This window comes from Pectobacterium artocarpous, from assembly GCF_046159765.1.
Classification (GTDB): Bacteria; Pseudomonadota; Gammaproteobacteria; order Enterobacterales; family Enterobacteriaceae; genus Pectobacterium.
Map to the genome: position 1 here is coordinate 99,609 of NZ_JBJXVK010000006.1, position 26,298 is coordinate 125,906.

Here is a 26,298-nt window from a genome sequence, read left to right on the forward strand (position 1 = left end):
TTGTAAGAAGTCGCGATATCCGTAATGCTTCGAGTCGCCTGCATGCAATTCAAATTATTTGGAGTATATCAAGATGCCTGGGATCGCCGTCAGGCATTCCCTTTCACATGTAATTTTAGTGAAGCCGCAAATTCCAGCATGCGATTCAGCGGGATTAACGCACCTTCTCGTAGGGCTGCATCAACATGAATCTCATGGGCACTGCCGCCTTGTTCAAGGCCGTTAGCAATCGCTTCCAGCCCATTCATCGCCATCCACGGGCAGTGGGCACAGCTGCGGCAGGTGGCTCCTTCACCTGCGGTCGGCGCTTCCAGCAACATTTTCTCTGGGCATGCCTGCTGCATTTTGTAGAAAATGCCGCGGTCGGTCGCCACAATCAGTTCACGCTGCGGCAACGTTTTCGCCGCCTGAATCAGCTGGCTGGTCGACCCAACGGCATCAGCCATCTCCACCACGCTCTGCGGTGACTCTGGATGGACCAAAATGGCCGCATCTGGGAACAAAATCTTCATGCGCTTCAGCGCCTGCGTTTTAAATTCGTCATGCACAATGCACGCGCTCTGCCAGCACAGTACATCCGCCCCAGTCTGCTTTTGAACATAGCTTCCCAGATGACGATCCGGTGCCCAGATAATCTTTTCTCCCAGGCTATCCAGATGTTCGATCAACTCCACCGCGATACTAGACGTGACCACCCAATCGGCACGCGCTTTTACCGCCGCGGAAGTATTGGCATAAACGACTACTGTTCGGTCTGGGTGCGCATCGCAAAAACGGCTGAACTCATCGACGGGACAGCCGAGATCGAGCGAGCATTCGGCTTCCAACGTGGGCATCAGAATCATTTTTTCTGGATTGAGTATCTTAGCGGTTTCTCCCATGAAGCGGACACCCGCCACCAACAGCGTCGACGCCGAATGGGTGCTGCCGAATCGCGCCATTTCCAGCGAATCCGCCACGCAACCGCCAGTTTCTTCTGCCAACGCCTGAATTTCAGGATCGGTATAGTAGTGCGCGACCATGACGGCGTTTCTTTCCCGCAACAGCGTTTTTATCCTGCTACGATAGTGCTGCTTCGCATCAGCCGATAAAGGTTTCGGCTTCGGCGGAAACGGATAAATGGTTTCATTGCTATCAAAAAAGGTGATCATTATGAATTTCCACGATGACAACTCGGGTTGTAACACCTGATACTGATTCATCATCAGTATCGAAGTTTTTTATCCTAAACAAAATACCGAAAACCATGCCTAAAGTCGCGGTGTTTTTTCCAGAAAACAGGCCATCTTGTTTAAGATGCTTAAAACACCGATATGCAATACGTGAGTGGTATGACTTATAGAAAAGAGACAAGGAGAGAAATGGCATGGTCAGTTTCTATATCAGAATATATCGCGATACCCTGACCACCAGAAATGTGGGCACGAAACAAGAGGTGACAGGGAAATCAGAAACGCCTTTTACCACCACGTGCTTACTTCTCGGGCAGATGATTCCAGCAGCGACTCACAAGCAAGATGGCAGCTAAACGGCTGATTAATCTGTTCTCCTCGCACAGCGTCATCATTCATGCCATGAAGATAGAATGAAGGTGGGCACAGCCAGGTAGAATTTGCCAGCCACTAAATAGAGCTAGTCAAGAGTATCAGCCCGCAAGGAAAGCATATTTATGTCTGTAGCAAAAATGTACCGCTTACCGATATGGAAGTGATACAAATTTTTCGCGGCGACATGCCTTCACTTGCCCGCCACTAATCAGACATGACTTTTAGCCGAAAATGCGATGCCAGTAGAGAGAGATAGGAATAACCAGAACCAAAGCAGGCAGGAAGTTAACCACCGCAAATGATTTGATCTGCGCGATTCTCAGACCTACCGCAATCATGATAATTCCACCGCAGGCAGAAAAATCCCCCATCGTGATGTCTGTCATAAAGGGCATAATCAATTTGGCGGAGAAGAACAACAGCGTCTGGACAATAATCTGCGGTATCGCAATCGACATCACGGCAAGGCCAAGCGTGATGGAAAAAACCAGCGCGGTAAAAATATCCAAAGCAGATTTTATGATCAGCAGTTGATAATCACCAGTTAGCCCTTCAGTCAATGCGCCAACCACGCCGGTTCCGCTGGCACAAAATAGAACGATTAATGCGGTAAAGTTCTGCGTGTAGACATCCTGCGGTAAGCTGTGCTCCTGTGCAGGCAGCACGCGATTTAACCCTTTCTGAATCATCGTGCCAGCCCACTGAACGCCAGACTCCATGCGGAGCAGTTCGCCTAACGCGACACCAATCACGATAGCCAGCGTCACCGCAGGCAGCTGCTGGACTTTAACAACCAGCGTGATACCCATTGCAATCGACACCATCGCAAACGCTGGCGGAAGACCATCCTGCAAACGTTGAGAGATAAAGCGACGTAAAATAATACCCAAACTGCTACCTATCAAGATAGCAGCACCATTAATCAGCGGACCAATCATATTTTTTCCTAAACAGGGCTACAGGTGCTTTCCCTGTGGCAGTGACTCCATTCCACTCGATAGGATGAGAAAACAGTTTCTGACGGGTTGTATAGCCTAAATCATCCGAGTTGCAGGTAAACAGCGTAATGCTGTGCCCCTGTAGCTTATGGAGGAGATGAATAACTCTGCAACCTATCGCCCATCAAGAGGGATAAAATCCTAATATACCGCAAAGCCTTAACAAATAGGGAACGATGGTGGATTTTTATCTCACCAACACGAAATGCGTAATGGTGATCTTAAAGCGAACTCATTCGGGAAGAGAATCAGCTACTGAGATAGTGGGTCGTGCAGGATGACTTGGCCTTCGGCCTCGCCCCTTCGGGGTCTACGCTCACACGTTGCAGATTCGATTCGCGAGTCTGCAACCAAAGCACAGATTCTCACCTACATGGTACGTGCGACTGTCATTTAAAATGAATTTATTTGAGGAAGGAATTCTACTGCTGAAATGGTGGGTCGTGCAGGATTCGAACCTGCGACCAATTGATTAAAAGTCAACTGCTCTACCGACTGAGCTAACGACCCGCAATGCGGAACTATTTAATGCCTACCAAGACTATGACTATATTTGAAATTGGTGGGTCGTGCAGGATTCGAACCTGCGACCAATTGATTAAAAGTCAACTGCTCTACCGACTGAGCTAACGACCCAATTTCATACTGTTTTAGCGTTTCGCTGTTTGCCTTGGCAACGGCGGCACATATTACTGATTTAAATTTTCAGCGCAACCTATTTTCTTGGAAAATTGTTTGATTGCTTACTCTTAAGACGTTTAGGCACAAAAACCGCTCATGATGGGCGATTTTTGTGCCAATTAAGACGGAGTTACGATGCAGATAAACGTTTTTGTGCCTGCTTTGCACTTTCTGTATTGGGGTACATTTTTACAACTTGCTGGTAAACGGCCTTCGCTTTATCAGCCTGACCTTTTTCCTGCATGATCACCCCGACCTTCAGCAATGCCTCGGCACTTTTTGGTGACTTGGGATAATTTTTAACAACATTAGCGAAATAGTACGCCGCATCATCCTTTTTCCCCTTGTTGTAATTCAACTGACCAAGCCAATAGTTGGCATTAGGCTGATAGGTTGAATCCGGGTACTTCTTGACGAATGCCTGAAATGCGCTGATCGCTTGATCGTACTGTTTTTTTTCCAGCACGAGCGCGACTGCAGCATTGTAATCCGTATTCACATCACCCGTACTCGCCGGTGCCGATGTGTTAGCAGCACCAGTATCAGTACCCACAGCAGCGGCAGGCGTGCCATCTGTCGTCGGTGTAGAGGATGATTGCGAACTTAATCCATCAATCTGCTGATATATCTGCTTCTGCCGTTCAACAACCTGATTCAACTGATACTGGCTTTCCTGAATCTGCCCACGAAGGCTGTCAATATCACGCTGATTATCAGAGATTTGCTGCTGAAGTTGGGTTAAAAGCTGGCTGTGAGCGTTAGAAATACGCTCCAATTGAGTGACACGATCTTCGACCGAGCCAGAGCCGACATTACTGATTGGCGCTTGGGCAGCAGCGGCCCAAGGGACCGCTACGCCAACCAGTAACGACAGACCCAACAGGTGACGTCTGAAGTTACTGCTCATGCGATTCTCTTAATATACCAGAACGGCACGACGGTTTTTGGCATACGCCGCTTCGTCATGACCGAGAACAGCTGGTTTCTCTTTACCGTAAGAAACGATGGAGATCTGATCGGAAGAAACGCCTTTACCTTGCAGGTACATTTGTACCGCGTTGGCACGACGCTCACCCAGAGCGATGTTGTATTCTGGCGTACCGCGTTCGTCCGCGTGACCTTCGATAGTCACTTTGTAAGACGGGTTGCTACGCAGGAATGCAGCGTGTGCGTCCAACATCTGAGCGAATTCAGAGCTAACATCGTACTTGTCCAGACCGAAGTAAACGATGTTGTTGCGCTGTAATTCTTGCATCTGCAAACGAGCTTGCTCAGAAGAAGACATGTTGCCGCCGTCCATCATGCCGTTGTTGCCAGCCCCCATGGAAGATTGGTCATTGTCCGCGTTCTTGTTGGAGCTACAAGCGGCCACTGCCAGCACCGGCAGAGCCAACATCAGGCCTTTCAGCACGTTATTGAATTGCATTTCTTATGTCCTTTGACGAGTTTATTGTACATATCTGTACTTATAGATACGGCGACCAGGCAGGGAATTTAACCTGTCCATCTGTAGCCGGAAGACGCGCTTTGAAACGCCCATCTGTCGAAACCAACTGTAGCACTGATCCCAGTCCTTGTTTGGAACTGTAGATCACCATCGTGCCATTCGGTGCGATACTTGGCGTTTCGTCCAGGAACGTGTCCGTTAATACTTGTACGGCACCCGTTACCAGATCCAGTTTGGAAATATGCTGAGCTCCGCCATTAGAGCCAACCGTTACCAAAAACTTCCCGTCGGCGCTCACGTCAGCATCCTGATTCTGAGCACCTTCCCAGGTCAAACGCTGCGGTGCTCCGCCGTTAACATTGACTTTGTAAACCTGAGGACGGCCCGCCTGATCTGAAGTATAGGCCAGGGTCTGGCTGTCAGGGAACCATGTTGGTTCCGTATTATTGCTACGGCCATCCGTCACCTGGCTGATTTGCCCAGATCCCAGATTCATAACATACAGGTTCAAGCTACCGCTCTTGGAGAGCGCGAATGCCAGTTTGCTGCCATCGGGAGAGAAAGAAGGCGCACCGTTGTGACGTGGGAAAGACGCAACCTGACGGATCGCACCATTTGCCAGCGTCTGGATAACCAGCGCAGAACGGCCACTTTCAAATGTTACATAAGCGAGTTTGCTACCGTCTGCCGACCAGGCCGGAGACATCAGCGGCTGTGGTGAACGGTGAACAACAAATTGATTGTAACCATCATAGTCCGCAACACGCAGCTCATAAGGGAACTGACCGCCGTTGGTCTGAACAACGTAAGCGATACGGGTTCGGAATGCACCTTTTATACCGCTCAGTTTCTCAAACACTTCATCGCTGGCCGTGTGCGCAGCGTAGCGTAGCCACTGTTTGGTTACTTTGAATTGGTTCTGAGCCAGAACGTTACCAGGGTTACCCGACGTATCGACAAGCTGATAAGAAACCAGGTAGCTGCCATCAGCGCTCGGTTGAACCTGGCCAACAACAACCGCATCAATACCCAGCGCAGTCCATGCAGCAGGCGTCACTTCAGATGCCGTCGCAGGCTGCTGTGGCATGCGATTTACGTCAATCGGGTTGAATTTACCGCTGTTACGTAAATCAGCACCTACGATGCCGCCTACGTCCTCAGGTACTGCGCCCGCCCCCGCCCATTTGAATGGAACCACACCGATAGGACGTGCAGAGTCTACCCCTTGGGTAATCTCTATACGTACTTCCGCGTGCAGCGCCGCTGCCCACAGCATTAAAAAGCTTAATGCAACTTTCAGTACTTGCTTCATCTCATCTCCCTTATCCAGACGCGAAGCCTACGATAAATTAGCAGAATTTTAACAAAAACAAACCAATGTCAACAAAACTACATAACCTGGTTTATTTACCATCGTAATAATCTTAAATCTTGGGTAAACAGCCCAGCTACTGCGGTTTAAAGTCTATTGGCGCGTTTTTGAAAGCCTCATAAACCTCTGTGCTCGGTGGCTTCGGTATTCTGGCCTGTTTGGCAGCCGCAATAGCTGCCTGACATAACGCCGGATCGCCGCCTTCAGCAGTGACATCAATCAGCAGGCCATCTGGTGCCAGTTTAATCCGTAATGTACAGGTACGCCCTTTGTAGAGCTGCCAGTCATAAAACTTGCTCTGAATGGCTGAACGCACCTGACCGCCATAGCTGTCCAGTGCCGCACCTGATGCCCCGCTCTTCTTATTGTTACCTGTGCCCACAGGCGCGCCACCGCCAGATTTCGGTGCATTTTTCGATGAAGCCAGCCCGCCTAGCAAATCGTCAACGGCGCTTTCCTGCTTAGCTGCTTCTGCTGCTTTCTTTTTCTCATCAGCCGCTTTCTTAGCCACAGCGGCTGCTTCTGCTTTTTTCGCTGCTTCAGCATCGGCTTTTTGCTTAGCCGCCTCTGCCGCCTTCTGCTTAGCCGCTTCAGCGGCCTTTTCTTTGGCCTCTTCTTCTGCCTGCTTCTTAGCCGCAGCGGCTGCCGCAGCCTGTTTCTTCGCTTCGTCTTCCGCTTTCTTTTTAGCGTCCGCCGCCGCTTTCGCCTGTTGCTCGGCTTCAGCCTTCGCTTTGGCCGCTGCTGCTTCGGCTTGTTTCTGCTGCTCTTTTGCCTGCTGAGCTGCGGCTTCGGCTTGCTTACGCTGTTCTGCCTGTTCCTGAGCCTGATTTTTTGCCTCTTCCTGCGCTTGCAGACGCTCTTTTTCCAGCTCTTTCAGCCGCTGTTGTTCAGCCGCCTGCTTCTGCTGGAGCTCTTCTGCCTGCCGTTCAGCCTGCTTTTGACGCTGCTGCTCAGAGCGTTTCGCATCAGTCTGCTGCTGCTGTTGGCGGTTATACTGCTCCACCACTGCGCTCGGATCGACCATTACGGCATCAATTGACGAGCCTCCGCCGCCTCCGCTGGCATCCATCGTTTGCGTCGACGAACTCAAGAGCAGCAAAGCAATCAGTATGATGTGCAAAACAGCCGAGATAATAACGGCGCGTTTCAGCTTATCGTTTTGTTCGTTTGCCTTTAGCACAAGCGATTCCCAAAAACAGTGTTGCCAGAAATAGGCTTAACGATCATTACCGTGATGCGCTCATTTAAATCGGTTGTGTCATCAAACCAACGGATTTTACGCCAGCTTGATGCAATAAATTCAACGCTTTAATGATCTCATCATAAGGAACATCCTTCGCGCCACCAATCAAAAAGACCGTCTTGGGATTGGTTGACAACCGTGATTGCGCTTCAGCAATCACCTGCTCTGCCGGAAGTTGTTCCATACGGTTTTGTTCAACAACCAGGCTATATTGTCCTATGCCTGAAACCTCTACGATCACGGGTGGATTATCATTGCTGGAGACCGTTTTTGAGTCGGTCGCGTCCGGCAGATCTACCTCAACGCTCTGCGTAATAATGGGAGCTGTCGCCATAAAAATCAGCAACAGCACCAGTAGCACGTCCAGTAGCGGAACAATGTTGATCTCGGATTTCAGCTCACGACGGCCTCTGCGTACTCGTGCCATGATCCCCCCCTGATTACTTGCTGTTGTCGCTGGAGAACGCCTGACGGTGCAGGATCGCGATGAACTCTTCCATAAAGTTGTCGTAGTTCTGTTCCAGTTTGCTCACCCGCAGATTAAGGCGGTTATACGCCATGACCGCAGGAATTGCCGCAAACAGGCCGATTGCCGTTGCAATCAAGGCTTCGGCAATACCAGGGGCAACCATCTGTAAGGTTGCCTGTTTCACTGCACCCAGCGCGATGAAGGCGTGCATAATCCCCCAAACGGTACCAAACAGGCCGATATACGGGCTGATAGATCCCACTGTACCCAAGAAGGGAATATGCGTTTCCAGCGTTTCCAGCTCACGATTCATGGAAATACGCATTGCGCGGGACGCGCCTTCCACTACAGCTTCCGGCGCATGGCTGTTCGCACGATGCAACCGTGCAAATTCTTTGAAACCTGAATGGAAGATTTGTTCAGTGCCTGTCAGGCTATCGCGACGACCTTGGCTTTCCTGATAGAGACGTGACAGCTCGATGCCCGACCAAAATTTGTCCTCGAAGGCTTCAGCTTCGCGCGTCGCCGAATTCAGAATTCGGGTACGTTGAATGATGATCGCCCAGGAAGCGATAGAAAAACAGATTAAAATCAGCATGATTAGTTTGACCAGAAGGCTTGCCTTCAGAAACAAATCAAAAACGTTCATGTCAGTCACTGCTTAAACTCCGCGACAATAGACTTAGGAAGCGCAATGGGCTTCATTTGATGTGGATCGATACATGCGATCAAAACTTCAGCATGACTTAGCAGGGTGCCATGATTGAGAATACGTTGTGCAAAAGTCAGCGAAGCACCACGCAGTGAGATAATCTCACTTTGCACTTCCAGCATGTCGTCGAGGCGCGCAGGAGCAAGATACTCCACCATCATCCGACGAACAGCAAACGCGACATTTTCACTTAGCAAGGCTTGCTGGTGAAAGTTGCGCTCACGTAGCGCCTCCGTCCTTGCCCTTTCATAAAAGGCAATATAGCGCGCATGGTAGACAACGCCACCTGCATCAGTGTCTTCAAAGTAGACTCGAACTGGCCAGCGAAACAATGAATTACTCACTCTACATCCCAGTAATGCATTAAACCTCGCTACTATACGCAAGAGAAATAAGGTTTGGAATGGATTGTGACTGCGGAAAGAAAATAATTATGGGCTGCACACAACCCATAACTAAATGGAATAGGAAGCCACTTTAACCGAAGAAATAGAACAATCCTGCGCACAGGATCACAAAGGCAGGAAGTGGTGCGAAAAACGCGCGCCAGAGTAGACGATGCGGACGAAAACTCACGCCGTGAATAACGCCTGCACAAACGGCCCAAATCAGCAGCAGCCCCTGCCAAACGGCGAGTTCACTGGTACGCGCCGCAAAGCGCGTCGGATCCCAGAATACACAGCCCGCCAACAGTAGCGCCATGATAAGGGAAAGAGCCCTTATCGGGCTCTTGTCCATCAGGCGATAGAGTTTATCGACCAGATCACTCATTGCTTATCTTCTTCAGCCGCTTTGCTTGCCTCACTCTGCTCAAGCGCCAGGGCCGTAATAATCCCCAGTGAGCAAGCAAGAAGCGTTCCGAGTATCCAGGCAAAATACCACATAAATTAAGCTCCTTACTTAGTACAGAGAGTGAGTGTTTTGCTCAATCTGCTCTTTGGTAATGCGACCGAACATCTTGTAGTAACACCATGCGGTATAAGAAAGCACGATCGGAACGAAAATAATCGCCACGACGGTCATCACTTTCAAGGTCAGCAGGCTCGATGTAGCATCCCACATTGTCAGACTCGCGTTAGGCACGGTGATTGACGGCATGATGAATGGGAACATGGCCACCCCAGCCGTCAGAATCACACAGGCGATAGTCAGCGAAGAGAACAGGAATGCCCATGCCCCTTTCTCTGCACGCGCCATCACCGTAGTCAGCACAGGTAGTACTACGCCCAAAGCAGGAATCGCCCACAGTACAGGATAATTATTGAAGTTGATCAGCCAGGCACCTGCCTGATGAGTGACTTCTTTATGCAACGGATTAGATTCAGCCGCTGTGTTAATCGCAGACGTCACCACATAGCCATCAATACCGTAAACGACCCACACACCAGCCAGAGCAAACGTTACCATCATCACCAACGCAGAGATCTGCGCAGCAGATTTGGAACGCACGTGCAGATCGCCCGTGGTTCGCATCATCAGGTAAGTGGCGCCCTGAGTCAGGATCATGGTCAGGCTAACCACGCCAGCCAATAAACCAAACGGATTCAGCAGTTGGAAGAAGTTTCCGGTGTAGTACAGACGCAGATATTCATCGACATGGAACGGCACACCTTGTAACAGGTTGCCAAACGCCACACCGATCACCACCGGCGGGACAAAGCTACCGATGAAAATGCCCCAGTCCCACATGCCACGCCAGCGCGGATCCTCAATTTTCGAGCGATAATCGAAGCCGACAGGACGGAAGAACAGTGATGCCAACACCAGAATCATCGCCACGTAAAAGCCGGAGAACGCGGCAGCGTAGACCATCGGCCAGGCAGCAAACAGTGCACCACCGGCGGTGATTAGCCATACCTGATTACCGTCCCAGTGCGGTGCAATACTGTTAATCATGACGCGACGTTCGGTATCGCCACGCCCCATCAGACGCACCAGAATGCCCACGCCCATGTCAAAACCATCAGTGATAGCGAAGCCAATCAGCAAAATACCGATCAACAGCCACCAGATAAAACGCAAGACTTCATATTCAAACATAGTGGACTCCTGTTTACCGTGCTTCCTGCGCAGCCGCTATAGGTTGTTCAAAGTGGTAGCGCCCCGTTCTCAGGCTACTTGGGCCCAGGCGTGCGTATTTGAACATCAGATACATTTCTGCAACCAGGAATAGCGTATACAGACCACAAATCAGCGCCATAGAGAACAGAATATCCCCTGCTGTCAGTGATGACGTGGCGACAGCCGTTGGCAGAATTTCACCGATGGCCCAAGGTTGACGGCCGTATTCAGCCACAAACCAACCTGCTTCAACAGCAATCCACGGCAGCGGAATACCGTACAGCGCAGCACGGTGCAGCCATTTTTTCTGGCCAATTTTGCCACGCAGAACCGTCCAGAAAGACAGACCGATAATCAACAGCATCAGTACGCCACATGCAACCATGATACGGAAAGAGAAATACAGCGGAGCAACGCGTGGAATAGAATCTTTGGTCGCCTGCTGGATTTGTGCTTCAGTCGCATCAGAGACTTTCGGCGTATAGCGTTTCAGCAGCATGCCGTAACCCAGATCCTGCTTAGACTGATTGAACGCTTCTTTTACTGCCGGATCGGTATTGCCCGCACGCAGTTCTTCCAACAGCTGATAGGCTTTCATACCGTTACGGATACGCACTTCGTGCATTTCCATCAGCTCTTTCAGGCCAGTAACCTGCTTATCCGTTGAACGGGTAGCGATCAGGCCCAGAACATAAGGGATTTTGATGGCATAGTTATTTTCCATCGTATCCTGATTTGGAATACCGATCAGCGTGAAGGATGCCGGAGCAGGCTGGGTTTCCCATTCGGCTTCAATCGCTGCCAGTTTGGTTTTCTGCACGTCGCCCATTTCATAACCAGATTCATCACCCAGCACGATAACAGACAGTACCGCAGCCAAACCAAAACTTGCTGCGATAGCAAATGAACGTTTGGCAAACGCAATGTCGCGGCCTTTAAGCAGATAGTAAGAACTGATACCCAGAATAAACATCGCGCCCGTACAGTAACCTGCGGCCACCGTGTGGACGAATTTCACCTGAGCAACCGGGTTCAGCACCAGATCGGCAAAGCTCACCATCTCCATACGCATGGTTTCGAAATTGAAATCTGATGCGATGGGGTTTTGCATCCAGCCATTGGCAACCAGAATCCACAGTGCGGAGAAGTTGGAGCCCAGCGCGACCAGCCAGGTCACGGCCATATGCTGCACTTTTCCTAATCGGTCCCAACCGAAGAAGAACAAGCCAACAAAGGTCGATTCCAGGAAGAATGCCATCAGGCCTTCAATCGCCAACGGCGCACCGAAAATATCCCCGACGTAGTGAGAGAAATATGACCAGTTGGTCCCGAATTGAAACTCCATGGTCAATCCGGTAGCGACCCCCAGAGCGAAGTTAATAGCGAATAACTTGCCCCAGAATTTGGTCATATCTTTATAGATTTGTTTGCCGGACAGCACATATACCGTTTCCATAATCGCCAGCAAAAACGCCATCCCCAGCGTTAATGGTACGAATAGAAAATGGTACATTGCAGTTAAGGCAAACTGTAAACGTGACAGTTCGACTACATCAAACATTTTGACTCCTTGCTCCTCGCAGGAAGGGATTAGCTTGCAAACGCTGACAAGCCGCCAAACATCCGGCCATTACACCCAAAAAGAACACAACAAGAATTGCTTTAAAACAGGCTGTAACAAACGCTATAAATACCGTTCACCAGGGCAGTCACGCCCCAACAGCAAGTTCAAGATAAATCACAAGTATTACAAGTAGCGTACCCCATCAGGACGTAGCCGTATATTACGCCTGTAATCCCCTACAATAAATAGGTTTTTACGTGACCCAGACTAGGTTTTTGGCTTCAAATCAACTTTTCCGCTAAAAGACTCGAAAGGCGATAATTGACCTCGCGCAATTTAAGCCTATTTCATAAATTATATCCAGAGGCGTTTTTTGATCTAAAACAATTTAACGTTTTTCTCGTGATTAGTGCGTTGCATTAATTTCTTTATTACACCTATTGTTAATATAATGTGATTTTTAAGTTTAATTAAAATTAATTCAGCAATATATCTTTTACTTTAAGGTTAGCCCATTCACATGCAATGAAACGCACTTTTTATTCTGCATGATTTGATTTATTACTTATTTTTTCTTTTATTTATTGTTTGAAAGTTTTTGCGAATATACAACACTATTTTCTCATATCTGATCCTATTGAATTTCATCATTTTTTTGCATAAAAAAGCCACCCGAAGGTGGCTAGGGTGTTTAAGCGGATAATCGACTAACGCGCTAATATCGCTTTTACTGCATCACCGATATCTGACAGGCTACGGACGGTTTTAACACCCGCGGCTTCTAACGCCGCGAATTTATCGTCAGCGGTGCCTTTACCACCTGCGATGATGGCACCAGCATGGCCCATACGCTTACCTTTCGGTGCAGTCACACCCGCGATGTAGCCGACAACAGGCTTAGTCACGTGCTCTTTAATATACGCCGCCGCTTCTTCTTCCGCCGTACCACCGATTTCACCGATCATAACGATGGCTTCGGTCTGTGGATCCTGTTCAAACAGCTTCAGGATATCAATGAAGTTAGAACCTGGGATCGGGTCACCGCCAATACCAACACAGCTGGATTGACCCAGACCCGCATCGGTCGTTTGCTTCACGGCTTCATACGTCAGTGTCCCTGAACGAGAAACGATACCCACTTTGCCCGGCAGGTGAATATGACCCGGCATGATACCGATCTTACATTCGCCCGGGGTGATCACACCTGGGCAGTTCGGACCGATCATCCGCACGCCACTCTGATCAAGTTTTACTTTTACCGTCAGCATATCCAACGTCGGGATACCTTCGGTGATACAGATAATCAGCTCGATACCTGCGTCGATCGCTTCCAGAATAGAGTCTTTACAGAACGGAGCAGGAACGTAGATAACAGATGCCGTTGCGCCCGTCGCTTCTACTGCCTCACGCACCGTATTAAATACGGGCAGCCCCAGATGTTCCGTGCCGCCTTTACCTGGCGTCACACCACCGACCATTTGCGTACCGTAAGCAAGTGCTTGCTCAGAGTGGAATGTCCCCTGACTACCGGTAAAACCCTGACAGATAACTTTGGTATTTTTATTAATCAGAATGGACATTATTTACCCTCCACGGCTGCAACAACCTGCTGAGCGGCACCCGTCAGGCTGGTCGCGGCGATAATATTCAGGCCGCTATCCGCCAGTTTCTTGGCACCCAACTCCGCATTGTTTCCTTCCAGACGTACAACAACCGGTACGTTAACACCTACTTCGGCCACCGCACCAATGATGCCGTCAGCGATCAAATCACAACGCACAATGCCACCAAAGATGTTAACAAAGACGGCTTTTACCTTGTCGTCAGACAGGATAATTTTGAACGCTTCGGTAACACGTTCTTTCGTCGCACCGCCGCCAACATCAAGGAAGTTTGCAGGAGCACCGCCGTGCAGCTTCACGATGTCCATGGTGCCCATCGCCAGACCAGCACCATTCACCATACAACCAATGTTGCCGTCCAGCGCAACATAGTTCAGTTCCCACTGTGCTGCGTGAGCTTCACGGGAGTCTTCCTGGCTTGGGTCACGCATTTCGCGCAACTCAGGCTGACGGAACAACGCATTGCCGTCCGCGCCCAGTTTGCCATCCAGACACACCAGATCACCCTGAGTGGTAATAACCAGCGGGTTGATTTCGACCAGCGCCAGATCGCGTTCAAGGAACAGCGTCGCCAGTCCCATGAAGATCTTGGTGAACTGAGCCACTTGTTTGCCGCTCAAACCCAGTTTGAATGCCAGTTCGCGTCCCTGATACGGCTGTGGGCCGACCAGTGGATCAATCGCCGCTTTATGGATCAGTTCTGGCGTTTCTTCCGCGACTTTTTCAATTTCTACGCCACCTTCGGTGGATGCCATGAACACCACGCGACGCGTGCCACGGTCAACAACCGCGCCCAAGTAAAGCTCTTTGTCGATATCCGTTGCCGCTTCAACCAGGATTTGATGAACCGGTTGACCCTGCGCGTCAGTTTGATAAGTAACGAGTTTTTTACCCAACCAGTTTTCAGCAAAGGCGCGGATATCTTCTTTGTTACTGACGACTTTAACGCCCCCTGCTTTACCGCGACCGCCAGCGTGCACCTGACATTTTACGACCCACGGACCCGCACCAATTTTAGACGCGGCTTCTTCCGCTTCACGTGGCGTGGTACAGGCATAGCCGGTCGGTGCCGGTAAACCATATCGAGCAAAGAGTTGTTTTGCCTGATACTCGTGTAAATTCATGATGTTCTATCCATTTAGGTTTGGAGATAAGTTGGCAGGCGAATTTCATCATCGATTCTTTCGGTAGCAAAAAACGCCAATAACTCTCTGATATATTTGGATAACGCCGTTGAGAAAAACGGCCTGCATAGCACTTAATCTGTCTATTTCGGGCGGAAATCGTCAGGATTATCCGCCCGAGAGTCTACTTGTCAGATTAGACGTCTAACAGCAGACGCGCTGGATCTTCCAGCATCTCTTTCACCGTCACCAGGAAGCCAACGGACTCACGACCGTCGATCAAACGGTGATCGTAAGACAGCGCCAGATACATCATCGGCAGAATGACAACCTGACCATCCACCGCCATTGGGCGATCTTTAATGGCGTGCATACCCAGAATCGCACTCTGCGGTGGGTTGATGATCGGGGTAGACATTAGAGAACCAAAGACACCACCGTTGGTAATCGTGAAGTTACCCCCCAGCAACTCTTCAACCGTCAGCTTGCCATCACGGCCTTTCACTGCCAGATCTTTGATACGTTTCTCGATGTCAGCCATACCCAGCGCATCCGCATCACGCAACACTGGTGTAACCAGGCCACGCGGGGTAGAAACCGCGATGCTGACATCGAAATAGTTGTGGTAAACGACATCTTCGCCATCAATGGAGGCATTCACTTCTGGATAACGCTTCAGCGCTTCAACCACGGCTTTGATGTAGAAGGACATAAAGCCCAGACGCACGCCGTGACGTTTCTCAAACGCTTCACCGTACTGCTTGCGCAGATCCATGATTGGCTGCATGTTGATTTCGTTGAACGTCGTCAGCATGGCCGTGCTGTTTTTCGCTTCCAGCAGACGCTCTGCAACACGTTTACGCAGGCGCGTCATCGGTACGCGTTTTTCACTGCGTGCCCCCAAAGCCGGTGCCGGAGAAACTGCTGGAGCCTCAGACTTAGCAGCCGCTTTGCCAGGTTCTTTCTTCTGGGCAGCCAAATGTTTATCGACATCTTCACGAGTAATTCGACCCCCTACGCCGCTGCCTTTGATAGCAGAGGCATCAAGATCGTGTTCTGCAATCAGGCGGCGGATCGCCGGGCTGAGCGCATCGCTATTCTCTTCTTCCAGCCCAGCCGTATGGCGCTGTGCCGGTGTTGCTTCTTTACTCTGTGACTTCTCGCTGGTTTCTTTACCAGAGCTGTCTCCACGACGAATCCGGCCCAGCAACTGGCGAGAAGTTACCGTTGCGCCTTCATCTTCCAGCACGGCATCCAAAATACCGGCTTCAGAGGCAGGCACTTCCAGCACAACTTTATCAGTTTCAATTTCAACCAGTACTTCATCGCGCTGAACGCTATCGCCTGGTTTTTTATGCCAGGTCGCCACAGTGGCGTCAGCCACGGACTCAGGCAGGTCGGGTACATGAATATCTACGCTACTCATTATCTATCCTTATTTAATCAACGTTCAGCGCGTCATCGACCAGATCTTGCTGTTGTTTCTGGTGTACGGACATATAGCCAACGGCGGGTGATGCAGACGCCGGGCGTCCTGCGTAACGTAAAGAAGCCCCAAACGGAATCACTTCACGGAAATGGTGCTGACTGCAATACCACGCCCCCTGATTCAGTGGCTCTTCCTGACACCACACGAAATCATGAACATGGGCAAAAGGTTCCAGTACCGCTTGCATCGCCTGATGCGGGAACGGATAAAGCTGTTCGATACGGACGATCGCGACATCTTTTTGCTCGTTCTTACGACGTTGTTCCAGCAAATCATAGTAGACCTTACCGGAACAAAGCACGACACGCTTCACGCCAGCCGGATCTAATTGTTCTATTTCACCAATCGCGGGTTGGAAGGAGCCGTTCGCCAGTTCTTCCAGTGAAGAGATCGCCAGCGGATGGCGCAACAGGGATTTCGGTGACATGACCACCAGCGGACGGCGCATTCCACGCAGCGCCTGACGACGCAACATGTGATACACCTGTGCAGGCGTTGATGGAATACAAACCTGCATATTTTGCTCAGCGCACAATTGCAGATAACGTTCGAGTCTGGCAGACGAATGCTCTGGACCCTGTCCTTCGTAACCGTGCGGCAGCAACATGACCAGACCACACATCCGGCCCCACTTCTGCTCGCCAGAGCTGATGAACTGGTCGATAACCACCTGTGCCCCGTTGGCAAAGTCACCAAACTGTGCTTCCCAGATGGTCAACGTGCGCGGTTCTGCAGTCGCATAGCCGTATTCAAACGCCAGAATCGCTTCTTCGGATAGCACGGAGTCCCAGACATTGAACTCGCCCTGCCCGTTATGTACGTGGTTCAACGGCGTGTAGCTGGAACCATTTTTTTGGTTATGCACGACAGCATGACGATGGAAGAACGTGCCACGACCGCTGTCCTCACCAGACAAGCGAATCGGAATGCCTTCGTCAACCAACGTGGCGTAAGCCAGCGTTTCTGCTCCGCCCCAGTCAAACGGTTTATTACCCGCAGCCATTTCGGCACGATCGGTATAAACCTTGGCAACGCGAGGATGGATATCAATCCCTTCCGGCACTTCACTGATACGCTTAGCCAGTTCCTGCAAACGCTTCATTTCCGTTGCATGTGGATAAGGTTCATCCCACTCATGATTCAGATACGGCGTCCAGGTAAAGGACTGCATATCCATTTCACGCCATTCTTCTACCACGCATTCACCCGCATCCAGCGCATCGCGATACAGGTTGACCATCTCTGTGGCATCTTCCAGCGTGATGGATTTTTCCTGCTCCAGACGATCGGCGTATACCTTACGCGGCGTCGGGTGTTTTTTGATCTTCTGGTACATCATCGGCTGCGTTGCGCTTGGCTCGTCAGCTTCGTTATGGCCGTGGCGGCGATAACAGATCAGATCGATAAACACATCACGCTTAAACTCATTACGGAAATCCAGCGCCAGACGTGTTACAAACGCTACAGCTTCAGGATCGTCCGCATTCACGTGGAAAATAGGTGCCTGCACCATTTTACCGATATCGGTACAGTACTCGGTTGAGCGAATATCCAGCGGGTTGGACGTCGTAAAGCCGATGCGGTTATTGATCACAATACGCAGTGTGCCACCCACTTCGTAGCCACGCACTGTCGACATATTCAACAGTTCCTGCACCACACCCTGACCACTGACTGCCGCATCACCATGAATAGTGATCGGCAGAACACGAGGACCGCTCTGGCTGCCCAGACGATCGAGACGCGCACGAACCGACCCAGTGACGACCGGGCTGACGATCTCCAGGTGCGAAGGGTTGAACGCCAGCGCCAAGTGCACCAGACCACCAGCGGTCTCGAATTCAGACGAGAAGCCCTGGTGGTATTTCACGTCGCCAGTGCCAAGGTGTTCTTTATGCTTACCGGCAAACTCGTCAAACAGGTCCTGTGACTTTTTACCTAATACGTTAATCAGTACGTTGAGGCGGCCACGGTGCGCCATTCCCAATACGACTTCGCGCGTACCATTCGCACCTGCATGACGAATCAATTCTTTCAGCATCGGAACCAGTGCGTCCCCCCCTTCCAGCGAGAAACGCTTGGCACCGGGATATTTGGCGCCCAGATAACGCTCCAGGCCTTCGGCTGCGGTTAGTTCTTTCAGGAAACGGCGCTTTTCTTCTACCGTAAATGACGCCTGTCCCATGACCGATTCAATGCGCTGCTGGATCCAACGCTTCTCTTCCGTGCTGGTGATATGCATGTATTCCGCACCGATAGAACCGCAATACGTGCGCTTCAGTGCCTCATACAAATCTTCCAGCTTCATGGTGTCTTTGCCGATGGCAAAAGAACCCACGTTGAAGGATTCTTGTAGGTCATCCTGCGTCAGGTTGTGGTAATCCAGCTCCAGCTCTGCAACGGGTTCCTGAGGGCGCAGGAAAATCGGGTCCAGGTTCGCGCGCTGATGTCCACGGAAGCGGAACGCATTAATCAGCTGTAATACCTTGACCTGCTTAGCATCAATATCGGGATCGGTGACAGATGAGGTGAAGCGCGAAGCGTCTTTCGCCAGACGGCGGAAATAATCACGCGTTTTGGAATGGAGTTGATCCGGTTTGACCCCACTCGTAGGCAATTGCTGGAAGATCGAGCGCCAGCTATGTTCGATCGAGTCAGGATCGGTTAAAAAATCTTCATAGAGTTGCTCTATGTAGGACTGATTCGCACCCGCCAAATAGGAGGAATCCAGCCAGGCCTTCATTGCGCCGTTCTGCATTATGATCCCTTAAGCTAATAAGCTTCAGTTTTCGCCGTGGTTAACATGTAATTTAGTGCCCGTATATCACTTACCATACAAACGGTTCACTCGTCGTACATCGGTACGCGCTTAGGGTATCCATCCCCCCTAAGGAACCTTTAAAAACCGGTTCTGACGCGTAAGCCGGTTTTTAAAGGTTTCCTGTGCTCCCTCTGAAGAATAGCAACTTCAGAGGGAGATACATGTTTTACTACTTAATCTTTATGCAATAACGCGTTACTTAATGGCTATCCGTTACGCGCTGCGGTGCAACAACATCGATTTAATATGACCGATAGCCTTGGTTGGGTTCAGCCCCTTCGGACACACGTTAACGCAGTTCATGATGCCGTGGCAGCGGAAGACGCTAAACGCATCGTCCAGATCATCCAATCGTGGTTTGGTTTCCGTATCGCGGCTGTCGATCAGGAAACGGTACGCCGCCAGCAGCCCCGCAGGCCCAACAAACTTGTCCGGGTTCCACCAGAACGACGGGCAAGACGTTGAACAGCAGGCACACATGATACATTCATACAGCCCATCCAGTTTGGCACGTTGAGCGGGCGATTGCAGATGTTCACGTGCCGGTGGATTTTTCCCATTATTCAACAGGTAAGGCTTTATTTTCTCATATTGAGCATAGAACTGTCCCATGTCCACTACCAAATCACGTACAACCGGTAATCCAGGTAAAGGACGAATAACAATTTTGCTGTTTCCGCGACGTAACGCAGAAACCGGCGTAATACAGGCCAGTCCATTTTTGCCGTTCATGTTAACGCCATCAGAGCCACAGACGCCTTCACGGCAGGAACGACGGAATGAAAGCGTCGGATCCTGCTCTTTCAGCAGCATCAGCGCATCCAGAAGCATCATGTCGCGGCCTTCTTCCGCCTCCAACTGGTAATCCTGCATCCGCGGAGCATCGTCAACATCCGGGTTGTAACGATAAATAGAAAATTCGAGTTTCATCGTTTGATCTCCGCAATTAATAAGTACGTACTTTCGGCGGGAATGCCGGACGCAGTTTAGGCTGCATGTTCACCTCGCGGCGTGTCATGCTGTCGGTTTGCGGCAGATACAACGAGTGGCACAGCCAATTCTCATCGTCGCGCTCAGGGTAGTCGAAGCGGCTGTGTGCACCACGGCTTTCGGTACGGAAGTTGGCGGATACCGCTGTCGCATAGGCGGTTTCCATCAGGTTATCCAGTTCCAGACATTCGATACGTTGGGTGTTGAACTCGCTTGAAGTATCATCCAGACGCGCATTTTTCAGGCGTTCGCGAATCACTTTCAACTCTTCCAATCCTTTCGCCATCGCATCGCCTTCGCGGAAGACCGAGAAGTTATTCTGCATACAGGATTGCAGCGCTTTACGGATTTCAACCGGATCTTCCCCTGAACGTGTATTGTTCCAGCGGTTCAGGCGATCGAGAGACGCTTCAATATCGGAATCGCTCGCATCACGGCTGCTGCCCTGCTCTTCCAAAGACTCTTGCAGATGAATGCCGGCCGAGCGACCAAATACCACCAGATCAAGCAGCGAGTTACCGCCCAGACGATTGGCACCATGAACGGATACGCAGGCGATTTCACCCACGGCGAATAACCCTGGAATCACCACGTCTTCACCTTTCTCATTCACGGTTAACGCCTGACCACTCACCTTGGTCGGAATTCCGCCCATCATATAGTGGCAGGTTGGAATAACCGGAATCGGCTCTTTCACCGGATCGACATGAGCAAACGTGCGCGACAGCTCCAAAATACCCGGCAGACGAGATTCCAGAACGTCTTTACCCAAATGATCCAGCTTCAGCTTAGCGTGCGGTCCCCACGGGCCCTCGCAGCCACGACCTTCACGGATCTCGATCATGATGGAACGCGCAACAACGTCACGACCCGCCAGATCTTTCGCGTTCGGCGCGTAGCGCTCCATGAAACGTTCACCGTGCTTGTTCAGCAGGTAGCCGCCTTCACCACGGCAGCCTTCGGTTACCAGCACACCCGCGCCGGCAATGCCGGTTGGGTGGAACTGCCACATTTCCATGTCCTGCAATGGAACACCGGCACGCAATGCCATGCCTACACCATCACCCGTATTAATGTGTGCGTTGGTCGTGGATTGGTAGATACGGCCCGCACCACCCGTTGCCAATACTGTCGCTTTCGCTTTGAAATAGACCACTTCACCGGTTTCAATACAGATTGCCGTACAGCCGACAACCGCGCCATCCTGATTCTTAACCAGATCGAGGGCGTACCACTCGGAAAAAATAGTCGTATGGTTTTTCAAGTTTTGCTGATACAACGTATGCAGCAGTGCGTGACCGGTACGATCTGCCGCCGCCGCAGTACGCGCGGCCTGCTCGCCGCCAAAATTCTTGGACTGACCGCCGAACGGACGCTGATAAATTCGGCCATCGTCCAGACGGGAAAACGGTAAACCCATATGCTCCAGTTCCAGAATCGCTTCCGGGCCGGTTTTACACATATATTCAATCGCGTCCTGATCGCCAATGTAATCTGACCCTTTTACGGTGTCATACATGTGCCATTCCCAGTTATCTTCATGGGTGTTACCCAGCGCAACGGTAATACCGCCCTGCGCAGAGACAGTATGGGAACGGGTTGGGAACACTTTCGATAACAGGGCACAGGACAGGCCCATTTGGGAGATTTGCAGCGCGGCACGCATACCTGCGCCACCCGCACCAACAACCACTGCATCAAATTCTCTGACTGGCAAATTCATCACGCACCCCACACCACAATAGTTCCATAAATGACGTACACCAATAGCGCGACGACAATCGCCAACTGTAAAGTCAGGCGTAAAGCCAGCGGTTTAATGTAGTCGGTCAGCACTTGCCACATCCCTATCCAGGCATGGACCAGAATGGAAAATAACGTTAGCAGTGTGAATACTTTGGTGAGGGCCATCGAGAAGAAACCACGCCAGATGTCATACGTGATATCGCCAGCCGTAGCAATAAAACCAATGAGATAAATTACATACAAAACAATGACGATGGCAGAAGCGCGAATCAGTAACCAATCGTGTACGCCATTGCGTCCTAACGCAGAAGCATTGCTTACCATACGAGGACTCCAGCCAGAATTGAAAGCACGACAGTAATAATAAAGGAGATATTTGCAGAACGCTTACCTGCGGCAAGGTCTTCTTCTATATAACCAAAATCCATCAAGAGATGACGTAAACCACCAACAATGTGATAAGTCAACGCTACGAGGATGCCCCAAACGATAAACTTGACGATGAAACTATCCATAATTTCCGCAGCGCGCAGGAACCCTTCCTCTGAGGAAAGAGAAGTGCCTAACAGCCACAGTAAAATACCGACAGCGACAAAGGTGATAACGCCGGAGACGCGGTGAAGAATAGATGCTATCGCAGTAACGGGAAACTGGATCGTCTGCAATTCCAGATTGACAGGTCTTTGTTTTTTCACGGATTTGCCCACACAGCTTTTATTATTGTTTCTTCCTCCGGGCCTGATGTGAGGTCAGACAGTATGAAAGTTGCAGCCCTGAAGAGTGGGTTTACGTTACGCGCTCAAACATCGACATTCCGGTGTCTAAACAGCGCATGATCCTTTCATACTGGGTGCTCCTACTGCAGGGTGATTCCGGAGACCTGGCGGCAGTATAGGTCCTTCACATTCTTATTACAATTACCATACAAACTGTTTGGTGACATTTGCCTTGAACAGTGATTTAGATCACGAATTTCACAATTTATATAAAATTAATTATCTGATTTGACAAAAGTTCAACATTTCAATTACAACTAGGGGATTGAGTTCCTTATGATGTGTTAAAGAATACGGCGGCCCTTCCACACTGGCATAACTTATGTAACAGTAGAGAGAGTCCACGTAAAAGTCATAGGTAATGACTAGAATCTATTCAGAGCGCCACTCATTATCTGAATATTGTTAATTACCTGGAGAACGAATTTTTCATCCTGAATGCGGCGATCCGCCTTACTCTGTACCCTATTTGACGACTGTGTCACGACAGAGTTTCACCGGCCATTATTCTTGCCGGCGTACAGGCATGACGGTATTTCTTCAGTGAAAATTTTTAAAATTAAAGCGCTAAGGAGACTGTAAATGGCTGATAAAAAAGCAACACTTACTCTAGAAGGTAAAGAACCAATTGAGCTAAATGTCCTATCCGGCACACTAGGACATGATGAGATTGATATTCGTCCCCTTGGTTCTAAAGGTTACTTCACGTTTGACCCTGGCTTTACCTCTACGGCATCTTGCGAATCAAAGATTACCTATATCGACGGTGATGAGGGCATCCTGCTGCACCGCGGTTTCCCAATTGACCAACTGGCTGAAAAATCCAATTATCTTGAAGTGTGTTACATCCTGCTGTTCGGTGAAGTTCCGACGTCAGAACAGTATGAAACCTTCAAAACGACCGTGACGCGCCACACCATGATCCATGAGCAGATTACCCGTCTGTTCCACGGTTTCCGCCGCGATTCCCACCCAATGGCCGTGTTGTGCGGCGTCACCGGCGCACTGGCGGCGTTCTACCACGATTCACTGGACATTAACATTGAGCGCCACCGTGAAATCGCGGCCTACCGCCTGCTGTCCAAAATGCCGACCGTCGCGGCAATGTGCTACAAATACTCACTGGGCCAGCCGTTCGTTTATCCAAAAAACAACCTGTCCTACGCGGGTAACTTTCTGCACATGATGTTCTCTACGCCTTGTGAAGAGTATGTTGTAAATCCGGTGCTGGAACGCGCCATGGACCGTATTCTGATCCTGCATGCCGATCACGAACAAAACGCGTCAACCTCTACCGTCCGTACCGCTGGCTCGTCTGGTGCGAACCCGTTTGCCTGTATCGCCGCGGGGATCGCCTCGCTGTGGGGACCGGCGCACGGTGGCGCGAACGAAGCCTGTCTGCGTATGCTGGAAGAGATCAGCAGCGTGGAACACATCCCAGCATTTATCGAACGTGCAAAAGACAAGAACGACTCCTTCCGTCTGATGGGCTTCGGCCACCGCGTGTACAAGAACCACGATCCACGCGCCAAAGTCATGCGTGAAACCTGCCATGAAGTGCTGAAAGAACTGGGCAGAAAAGACGACCTGCTGGAAGTGGCGATGGAGCTGGAGCATATCGCGCTGAACGACCCGTACTTCATTGAGAAGAAACTGTACCCGAACGTGGACTTCTACTCCGGTATTATCCTGAAAGCGATGGGTATTCCTTCTTCCATGTTCACCGTTATCTTCGCGATGGCGCGTACCGTGGGCTGGATTGCACACTGGAACGAAATGCACGACGACGGCATCAAGATTGCCCGTCCACGTCAGTTGTATACCGGCTACGACAAGCGTGATTTCGCGTCCAATCTGAAACACGATTAATCCATACAGTACCTACACAAAAAGGCCGGATATGATATCCGGCCTTTGTTTTTTTACCCTATACTGATTTTCAATGGTGATTGAAATACGGATAATCAGCGCTGTTAGTTATGGAATACTTTCGTAAGGTAAACCTGTTTAGCGTCTTTATTAACCCAGATATAGAAGGTTGCCCCTTCAATCTCAGTACGCTTTTTCCACACCTCTTCCTCCCCCTGCTTACGTTCCTGCTGCTCATATCCTAATGTTGTGAGGTACGTTTTTAGTGGAGTAGCGTCAGAGGTGTCATTAAAAATGATGGCATTTGATGGCGCATAACCATCACCGGGCACATATTCAAAAGCGTAATTGCTCGATATTCTTGGGGCGTTGTGGATATCTTCATCGGTGAACGCATAGTAGGTAAAATGATCGCCTTCAGTATACGTTCTTATCTCCGTAGAACCCGATGCCACAATAAATATAAATAACATCCCAACCATCACCGCAGGAACCACAAGCAGTAATAGATATTTGATTACTTTCATGCTCGGATTCTTCCACCTTTGGGTTTGTTAAATTCTAGTGTTGTACCGTCATCCGTTAGAATGTTAACTACGCCAGAAGTAAAATCATTCCATGCAAGCATTATGCTATTGATCTCGTCTCGGCTTCTCCCGCTCTTGATTTCCCATCGATTGAACTTTCCTATACCAACGTTATGACCGAATTTTTTGTATCGCATATCTTGGCGATACATAACGCGATAACTCTTTTCTCCAGAGCTTTCGCCAGCCAAAAACTGATGTTTTAATTCAACAATATCGTCTCCCCTTGCATGGCCCATATCAACCCAGCCCAGCAATTCGGTATAAACAATACCTGATTTGAGCATATCAAAGAGAGAACCGTCCCTAATGTCACTTCTATTACTCATACGAAATCCTTTTCAATTAATCTAAAAGCTGCACTGCGCCCTTTAACTCTGGCAATACGGACACCAATAAAACGGGCGTGATGACAGCATGGTTCTTTCGATGACTCCGCCGCAGCGCTCGCAGCGTTCCCCTTCACGATGGAAAACCTTAAACGAAAAAATCGCCCCATGATGGTGGCTTTCATCAACGGTGCCGCGCGTGTTGTAGGACAACCGGGGAATATCCAGCAGTGCCTGGCTTAACGTCTGCAACTGTTCCTCATTCAGCTGTGCAGCCGTGTGCTGCGGCGCCAACTGTGCCTGCCAGAGAATCTCGACGCGCAGGTAATTCCCCAGCCCCGCAAGAAATGCCTGATCCAACAGCAGCCCACTGAATTGACGACGGCGAAAGCGCGGTAATAACAGACGCTCATAGACCTGTTCCGACGTCAATGAGAGATCCAAGACATCAGGGCCAATACGTTGCAGGAAAGGATGCGTAGCGAGTGCCTCCGGCGTCAGCATTGCAATATCGGACGCACTGTAAAGCAAAATGGCACGATCCTGCGTTTCCAGCCGGACGCGCAAATCCCGCTTCGTTTCCGGCGATTCGCCGGCATTCACCACGCGCCACACGCCATACAGCTGGTTGTGGCTATACAAGACCCGATCGTTGCTAAAATAGGTCAGCAGCGCCTTTCCGCGCGTTTCAATCTGCCTGACCTGCTGCCCGACCAATTCTGCCTCGTACGGTTTCAACTCAGGAAACGCGAACCAGACACGCGTCAGCGTTTTTCCCACTACGGCCTCAACCAGCTTATCGGCCGCCCGACGAATTTCCGGCCCTTCCGGCATACCTTACTCCCTGGAAT

The 26,298-nt window shown here is 50.2% G+C and carries 25 protein-coding genes and 2 tRNA genes; 1 reads left to right on the forward strand and 26 read right to left on the reverse strand.

Annotation, left to right across the window (positions count from 1 at the left end):
• Nucleotides 1-89 precede the first annotated feature (89 nt).
• The 23 genes from nadA to sdhC all read right to left on the reverse strand — a co-directional run bounded on the left by nadA (nucleotide 90) and on the right by sdhC (nucleotide 22,593).
• The gene (gene nadA, locus ACKQAD_RS05535) at nucleotides 90-1,151 is read right to left on the reverse strand and encodes a quinolinate synthase NadA (protein WP_409159234.1); all 1,062 of its coding nucleotides are present in this window, start codon (nucleotides 1,149-1,151) and stop codon (nucleotides 90-92) included.
• Nucleotides 1,152-1,768: 617 nt separating this feature from the next.
• Complete coding sequence (locus ACKQAD_RS05540; protein WP_409159235.1) at nucleotides 1,769-2,485, reverse strand: DUF554 domain-containing protein; 717 nt, start codon at nucleotides 2,483-2,485, stop codon at nucleotides 1,769-1,771.
• Nucleotides 2,486-2,979: 494 nt separating this feature from the next.
• A tRNA-Lys gene (locus ACKQAD_RS05545) sits at nucleotides 2,980-3,055 on the reverse strand.
• Between the two features lie 50 nt (nucleotides 3,056-3,105).
• Nucleotides 3,106-3,181 (reverse strand) — tRNA-Lys (locus ACKQAD_RS05550).
• A gap of 175 nt (nucleotides 3,182-3,356) precedes the next feature.
• Nucleotides 3,357-4,133 (reverse strand): cell division protein CpoB, encoded by a 777-nt coding sequence (gene cpoB, locus ACKQAD_RS05555; RefSeq protein WP_409159236.1) that lies wholly within the window; start codon nucleotides 4,131-4,133, stop codon nucleotides 3,357-3,359.
• 9 nt (nucleotides 4,134-4,142) lie between these two features.
• Nucleotides 4,143-4,652, reverse strand: coding sequence for a peptidoglycan-associated lipoprotein Pal (pal, locus tag ACKQAD_RS05560; RefSeq protein ID WP_409159237.1), 510 nt, complete (start codon nucleotides 4,650-4,652; stop codon nucleotides 4,143-4,145).
• A 40-nt stretch (nucleotides 4,653-4,692) separates the two neighbouring features.
• The gene (tolB, locus tag ACKQAD_RS05565; protein ID WP_409159238.1) at nucleotides 4,693-5,985 is read right to left on the reverse strand and encodes a Tol-Pal system beta propeller repeat protein TolB; all 1,293 of its coding nucleotides are present in this window, start codon (nucleotides 5,983-5,985) and stop codon (nucleotides 4,693-4,695) included.
• 136 nt (nucleotides 5,986-6,121) lie between these two features.
• A complete protein-coding gene (tolA, locus tag ACKQAD_RS05570) occupies nucleotides 6,122-7,225 on the reverse strand; it encodes a cell envelope integrity protein TolA (protein ID WP_409159239.1) in 1,104 nt (367 codons plus the stop codon).
• A gap of 64 nt (nucleotides 7,226-7,289) precedes the next feature.
• Complete coding sequence (gene tolR / locus ACKQAD_RS05575) at nucleotides 7,290-7,715, reverse strand: colicin uptake protein TolR (protein ID WP_409159240.1); 426 nt, start codon at nucleotides 7,713-7,715, stop codon at nucleotides 7,290-7,292.
• A 13-nt stretch (nucleotides 7,716-7,728) separates the two neighbouring features.
• Entirely contained in the window at nucleotides 7,729-8,415 is a 687-nt protein-coding gene (gene tolQ / locus ACKQAD_RS05580; protein WP_225087365.1) for a Tol-Pal system protein TolQ, read from the reverse strand.
• Nucleotides 8,412-8,813 (reverse strand): tol-pal system-associated acyl-CoA thioesterase, encoded by a 402-nt coding sequence (gene ybgC, locus ACKQAD_RS05585; protein ID WP_409159241.1) that lies wholly within the window; start codon nucleotides 8,811-8,813, stop codon nucleotides 8,412-8,414. Before ybgC ends, tolQ begins: the two co-directional genes overlap by 4 nt.
• Before the next feature lie 133 nt (nucleotides 8,814-8,946).
• Nucleotides 8,947-9,240 (reverse strand): cyd operon protein YbgE, encoded by a 294-nt coding sequence (gene ybgE, locus ACKQAD_RS05590; RefSeq protein ID WP_409159242.1) that lies wholly within the window; start codon nucleotides 9,238-9,240, stop codon nucleotides 8,947-8,949.
• On the reverse strand, nucleotides 9,237-9,353 hold the full coding sequence (gene cydX, locus ACKQAD_RS05595) for a cytochrome bd-I oxidase subunit CydX (protein WP_015839522.1): 117 nt from the start codon (nucleotides 9,351-9,353) through the stop codon (nucleotides 9,237-9,239). The genes ybgE and cydX overlap by 4 nt, the downstream gene beginning before the upstream one ends.
• 16 nt (nucleotides 9,354-9,369) lie before the next feature.
• Nucleotides 9,370-10,509, reverse strand: coding sequence for a cytochrome d ubiquinol oxidase subunit II (cydB, locus tag ACKQAD_RS05600; protein WP_409159243.1), 1,140 nt, complete (start codon nucleotides 10,507-10,509; stop codon nucleotides 9,370-9,372).
• Between the two features lie 13 nt (nucleotides 10,510-10,522).
• Nucleotides 10,523-12,091 (reverse strand): cytochrome ubiquinol oxidase subunit I, encoded by a 1,569-nt coding sequence (cydA, locus tag ACKQAD_RS05605; protein WP_409159244.1) that lies wholly within the window; start codon nucleotides 12,089-12,091, stop codon nucleotides 10,523-10,525.
• A 710-nt stretch (nucleotides 12,092-12,801) separates the two neighbouring features.
• The gene (gene sucD, locus ACKQAD_RS05610) at nucleotides 12,802-13,674 is read right to left on the reverse strand and encodes a succinate--CoA ligase subunit alpha (protein ID WP_409159245.1); all 873 of its coding nucleotides are present in this window, start codon (nucleotides 13,672-13,674) and stop codon (nucleotides 12,802-12,804) included.
• Nucleotides 13,674-14,840, reverse strand: a complete 1,167-nt coding sequence (sucC, locus tag ACKQAD_RS05615; RefSeq protein ID WP_349888727.1) for an ADP-forming succinate--CoA ligase subunit beta — start codon at nucleotides 14,838-14,840, stop codon at nucleotides 13,674-13,676. The genes sucD and sucC overlap by 1 nt, the downstream gene beginning before the upstream one ends.
• 196 nt (nucleotides 14,841-15,036) lie before the next feature.
• Nucleotides 15,037-16,266: a 2-oxoglutarate dehydrogenase complex dihydrolipoyllysine-residue succinyltransferase gene (gene odhB, locus ACKQAD_RS05620; protein ID WP_409159246.1), complete on the reverse strand. Its 1,230-nt coding sequence runs from the start codon at nucleotides 16,264-16,266 to the stop codon at nucleotides 15,037-15,039.
• Nucleotides 16,267-16,279: 13 nt separating this feature from the next.
• Complete coding sequence (gene sucA, locus ACKQAD_RS05625; RefSeq protein ID WP_409159247.1) at nucleotides 16,280-19,087, reverse strand: 2-oxoglutarate dehydrogenase E1 component; 2,808 nt, start codon at nucleotides 19,085-19,087, stop codon at nucleotides 16,280-16,282.
• Nucleotides 19,088-19,363: 276 nt separating this feature from the next.
• Entirely contained in the window at nucleotides 19,364-20,080 is a 717-nt protein-coding gene (locus ACKQAD_RS05630; protein ID WP_409159248.1) for a succinate dehydrogenase iron-sulfur subunit, read from the reverse strand.
• Between the two features lie 16 nt (nucleotides 20,081-20,096).
• Nucleotides 20,097-21,863, reverse strand: a complete 1,767-nt coding sequence (sdhA, locus tag ACKQAD_RS05635) for a succinate dehydrogenase flavoprotein subunit (protein ID WP_409159249.1) — start codon at nucleotides 21,861-21,863, stop codon at nucleotides 20,097-20,099.
• Nucleotides 21,863-22,210: a succinate dehydrogenase membrane anchor subunit gene (sdhD, locus tag ACKQAD_RS05640; protein ID WP_409159250.1), complete on the reverse strand. Its 348-nt coding sequence runs from the start codon at nucleotides 22,208-22,210 to the stop codon at nucleotides 21,863-21,865. Before sdhD ends, sdhA begins: the two co-directional genes overlap by 1 nt.
• Nucleotides 22,204-22,593 carry a succinate dehydrogenase cytochrome b556 subunit gene (gene sdhC, locus ACKQAD_RS05645; RefSeq protein ID WP_409159251.1) on the reverse strand — a complete coding sequence of 130 codons (390 nt, stop codon included), beginning with the start codon at nucleotides 22,591-22,593 and terminating at the stop codon, nucleotides 22,204-22,206. Before sdhC ends, sdhD begins: the two co-directional genes overlap by 7 nt.
• Nucleotides 22,594-23,244: 651 nt before the next feature.
• Here sdhC and ACKQAD_RS05650 point away from each other — a divergent pair.
• On the forward strand, nucleotides 23,245-24,531 hold the full coding sequence (locus tag ACKQAD_RS05650) for a citrate synthase (RefSeq protein ID WP_409159252.1): 1,287 nt from the start codon (nucleotides 23,245-23,247) through the stop codon (nucleotides 24,529-24,531).
• A 104-nt stretch (nucleotides 24,532-24,635) separates the two neighbouring features.
• Here ACKQAD_RS05650 and ACKQAD_RS05655 read toward each other — a convergent pair whose 3' ends face one another.
• From ACKQAD_RS05655 to nei, 3 genes are read right to left on the reverse strand one after another with little or no spacing between them, the layout of a single operon-like run.
• Entirely contained in the window at nucleotides 24,636-25,058 is a 423-nt protein-coding gene (locus tag ACKQAD_RS05655) for a hypothetical protein (protein ID WP_409159253.1), read from the reverse strand.
• Nucleotides 25,055-25,447, reverse strand: coding sequence for a hypothetical protein (locus ACKQAD_RS05660; protein WP_409159254.1), 393 nt, complete (start codon nucleotides 25,445-25,447; stop codon nucleotides 25,055-25,057). The genes ACKQAD_RS05655 and ACKQAD_RS05660 overlap by 4 nt, the downstream gene beginning before the upstream one ends.
• A 42-nt stretch (nucleotides 25,448-25,489) precedes the next feature.
• Complete coding sequence (gene nei, locus ACKQAD_RS05665) at nucleotides 25,490-26,281, reverse strand: endonuclease VIII (protein ID WP_409159255.1); 792 nt, start codon at nucleotides 26,279-26,281, stop codon at nucleotides 25,490-25,492.
• Nucleotides 26,282-26,298: the final 17 nt, after the last annotated feature.

Excerpts from the sequence above, each read along its gene's own strand:
- ACKQAD_RS05655 (WP_409159253.1), bottom strand. The coding sequence starts at position 25,058 with ATGAAAGTAATCAAATATCTATTACTGCTTGTGGTTCCTGCGGTGATG.
- cydA (WP_409159244.1), bottom strand. The coding sequence starts at position 12,091 with ATGTTTGATGTAGTCGAACTGTCACGTTTACAGTTTGCCTTAACTGCA.
- sucD (WP_409159245.1), bottom strand. The coding sequence starts at position 13,674 with ATGTCCATTCTGATTAATAAAAATACCAAAGTTATCTGTCAGGGTTTT.
- tolR (WP_409159240.1), bottom strand. The coding sequence starts at position 7,715 with ATGGCACGAGTACGCAGAGGCCGTCGTGAGCTGAAATCCGAGATCAAC.
- odhB (WP_409159246.1), bottom strand. The coding sequence starts at position 16,266 with ATGAGTAGCGTAGATATTCATGTACCCGACCTGCCTGAGTCCGTGGCT.
- ACKQAD_RS05660 (WP_409159254.1), bottom strand. The coding sequence starts at position 25,447 with ATGAGTAATAGAAGTGACATTAGGGACGGTTCTCTCTTTGATATGCTC.
- sdhA (WP_409159249.1), bottom strand. The coding sequence starts at position 21,863 with ATGAATTTGCCAGTCAGAGAATTTGATGCAGTGGTTGTTGGTGCGGGT.
- sucC (WP_349888727.1), bottom strand. The coding sequence starts at position 14,840 with ATGAATTTACACGAGTATCAGGCAAAACAACTCTTTGCTCGATATGGT.
- cydX (WP_015839522.1), bottom strand. The coding sequence starts at position 9,353 with ATGTGGTATTTTGCCTGGATACTCGGAACGCTTCTTGCTTGCTCACTG.
- tolB (WP_409159238.1), bottom strand. The coding sequence starts at position 5,985 with ATGAAGCAAGTACTGAAAGTTGCATTAAGCTTTTTAATGCTGTGGGCA.
- ACKQAD_RS05540 (WP_409159235.1), bottom strand. The coding sequence starts at position 2,485 with ATGATTGGTCCGCTGATTAATGGTGCTGCTATCTTGATAGGTAGCAGT.
- pal (WP_409159237.1), bottom strand. The coding sequence starts at position 4,652 with ATGCAATTCAATAACGTGCTGAAAGGCCTGATGTTGGCTCTGCCGGTG.
- nadA (WP_409159234.1), bottom strand. The coding sequence starts at position 1,151 with ATGATCACCTTTTTTGATAGCAATGAAACCATTTATCCGTTTCCGCCG.
- ACKQAD_RS05650 (WP_409159252.1), top strand. The coding sequence starts at position 23,245 with ATGGCTGATAAAAAAGCAACACTTACTCTAGAAGGTAAAGAACCAATT.
- sdhD (WP_409159250.1), bottom strand. The coding sequence starts at position 22,210 with ATGGTAAGCAATGCTTCTGCGTTAGGACGCAATGGCGTACACGATTGG.
- ybgE (WP_409159242.1), bottom strand. The coding sequence starts at position 9,240 with ATGAGTGATCTGGTCGATAAACTCTATCGCCTGATGGACAAGAGCCCG.
- cydB (WP_409159243.1), bottom strand. The coding sequence starts at position 10,509 with ATGTTTGAATATGAAGTCTTGCGTTTTATCTGGTGGCTGTTGATCGGT.
- ACKQAD_RS05630 (WP_409159248.1), bottom strand. The coding sequence starts at position 20,080 with ATGAAACTCGAATTTTCTATTTATCGTTACAACCCGGATGTTGACGAT.
- cpoB (WP_409159236.1), bottom strand. The coding sequence starts at position 4,133 with ATGAGCAGTAACTTCAGACGTCACCTGTTGGGTCTGTCGTTACTGGTT.
- sucA (WP_409159247.1), bottom strand. The coding sequence starts at position 19,087 with ATGCAGAACGGCGCAATGAAGGCCTGGCTGGATTCCTCCTATTTGGCG.
- nei (WP_409159255.1), bottom strand. The coding sequence starts at position 26,281 with ATGCCGGAAGGGCCGGAAATTCGTCGGGCGGCCGATAAGCTGGTTGAG.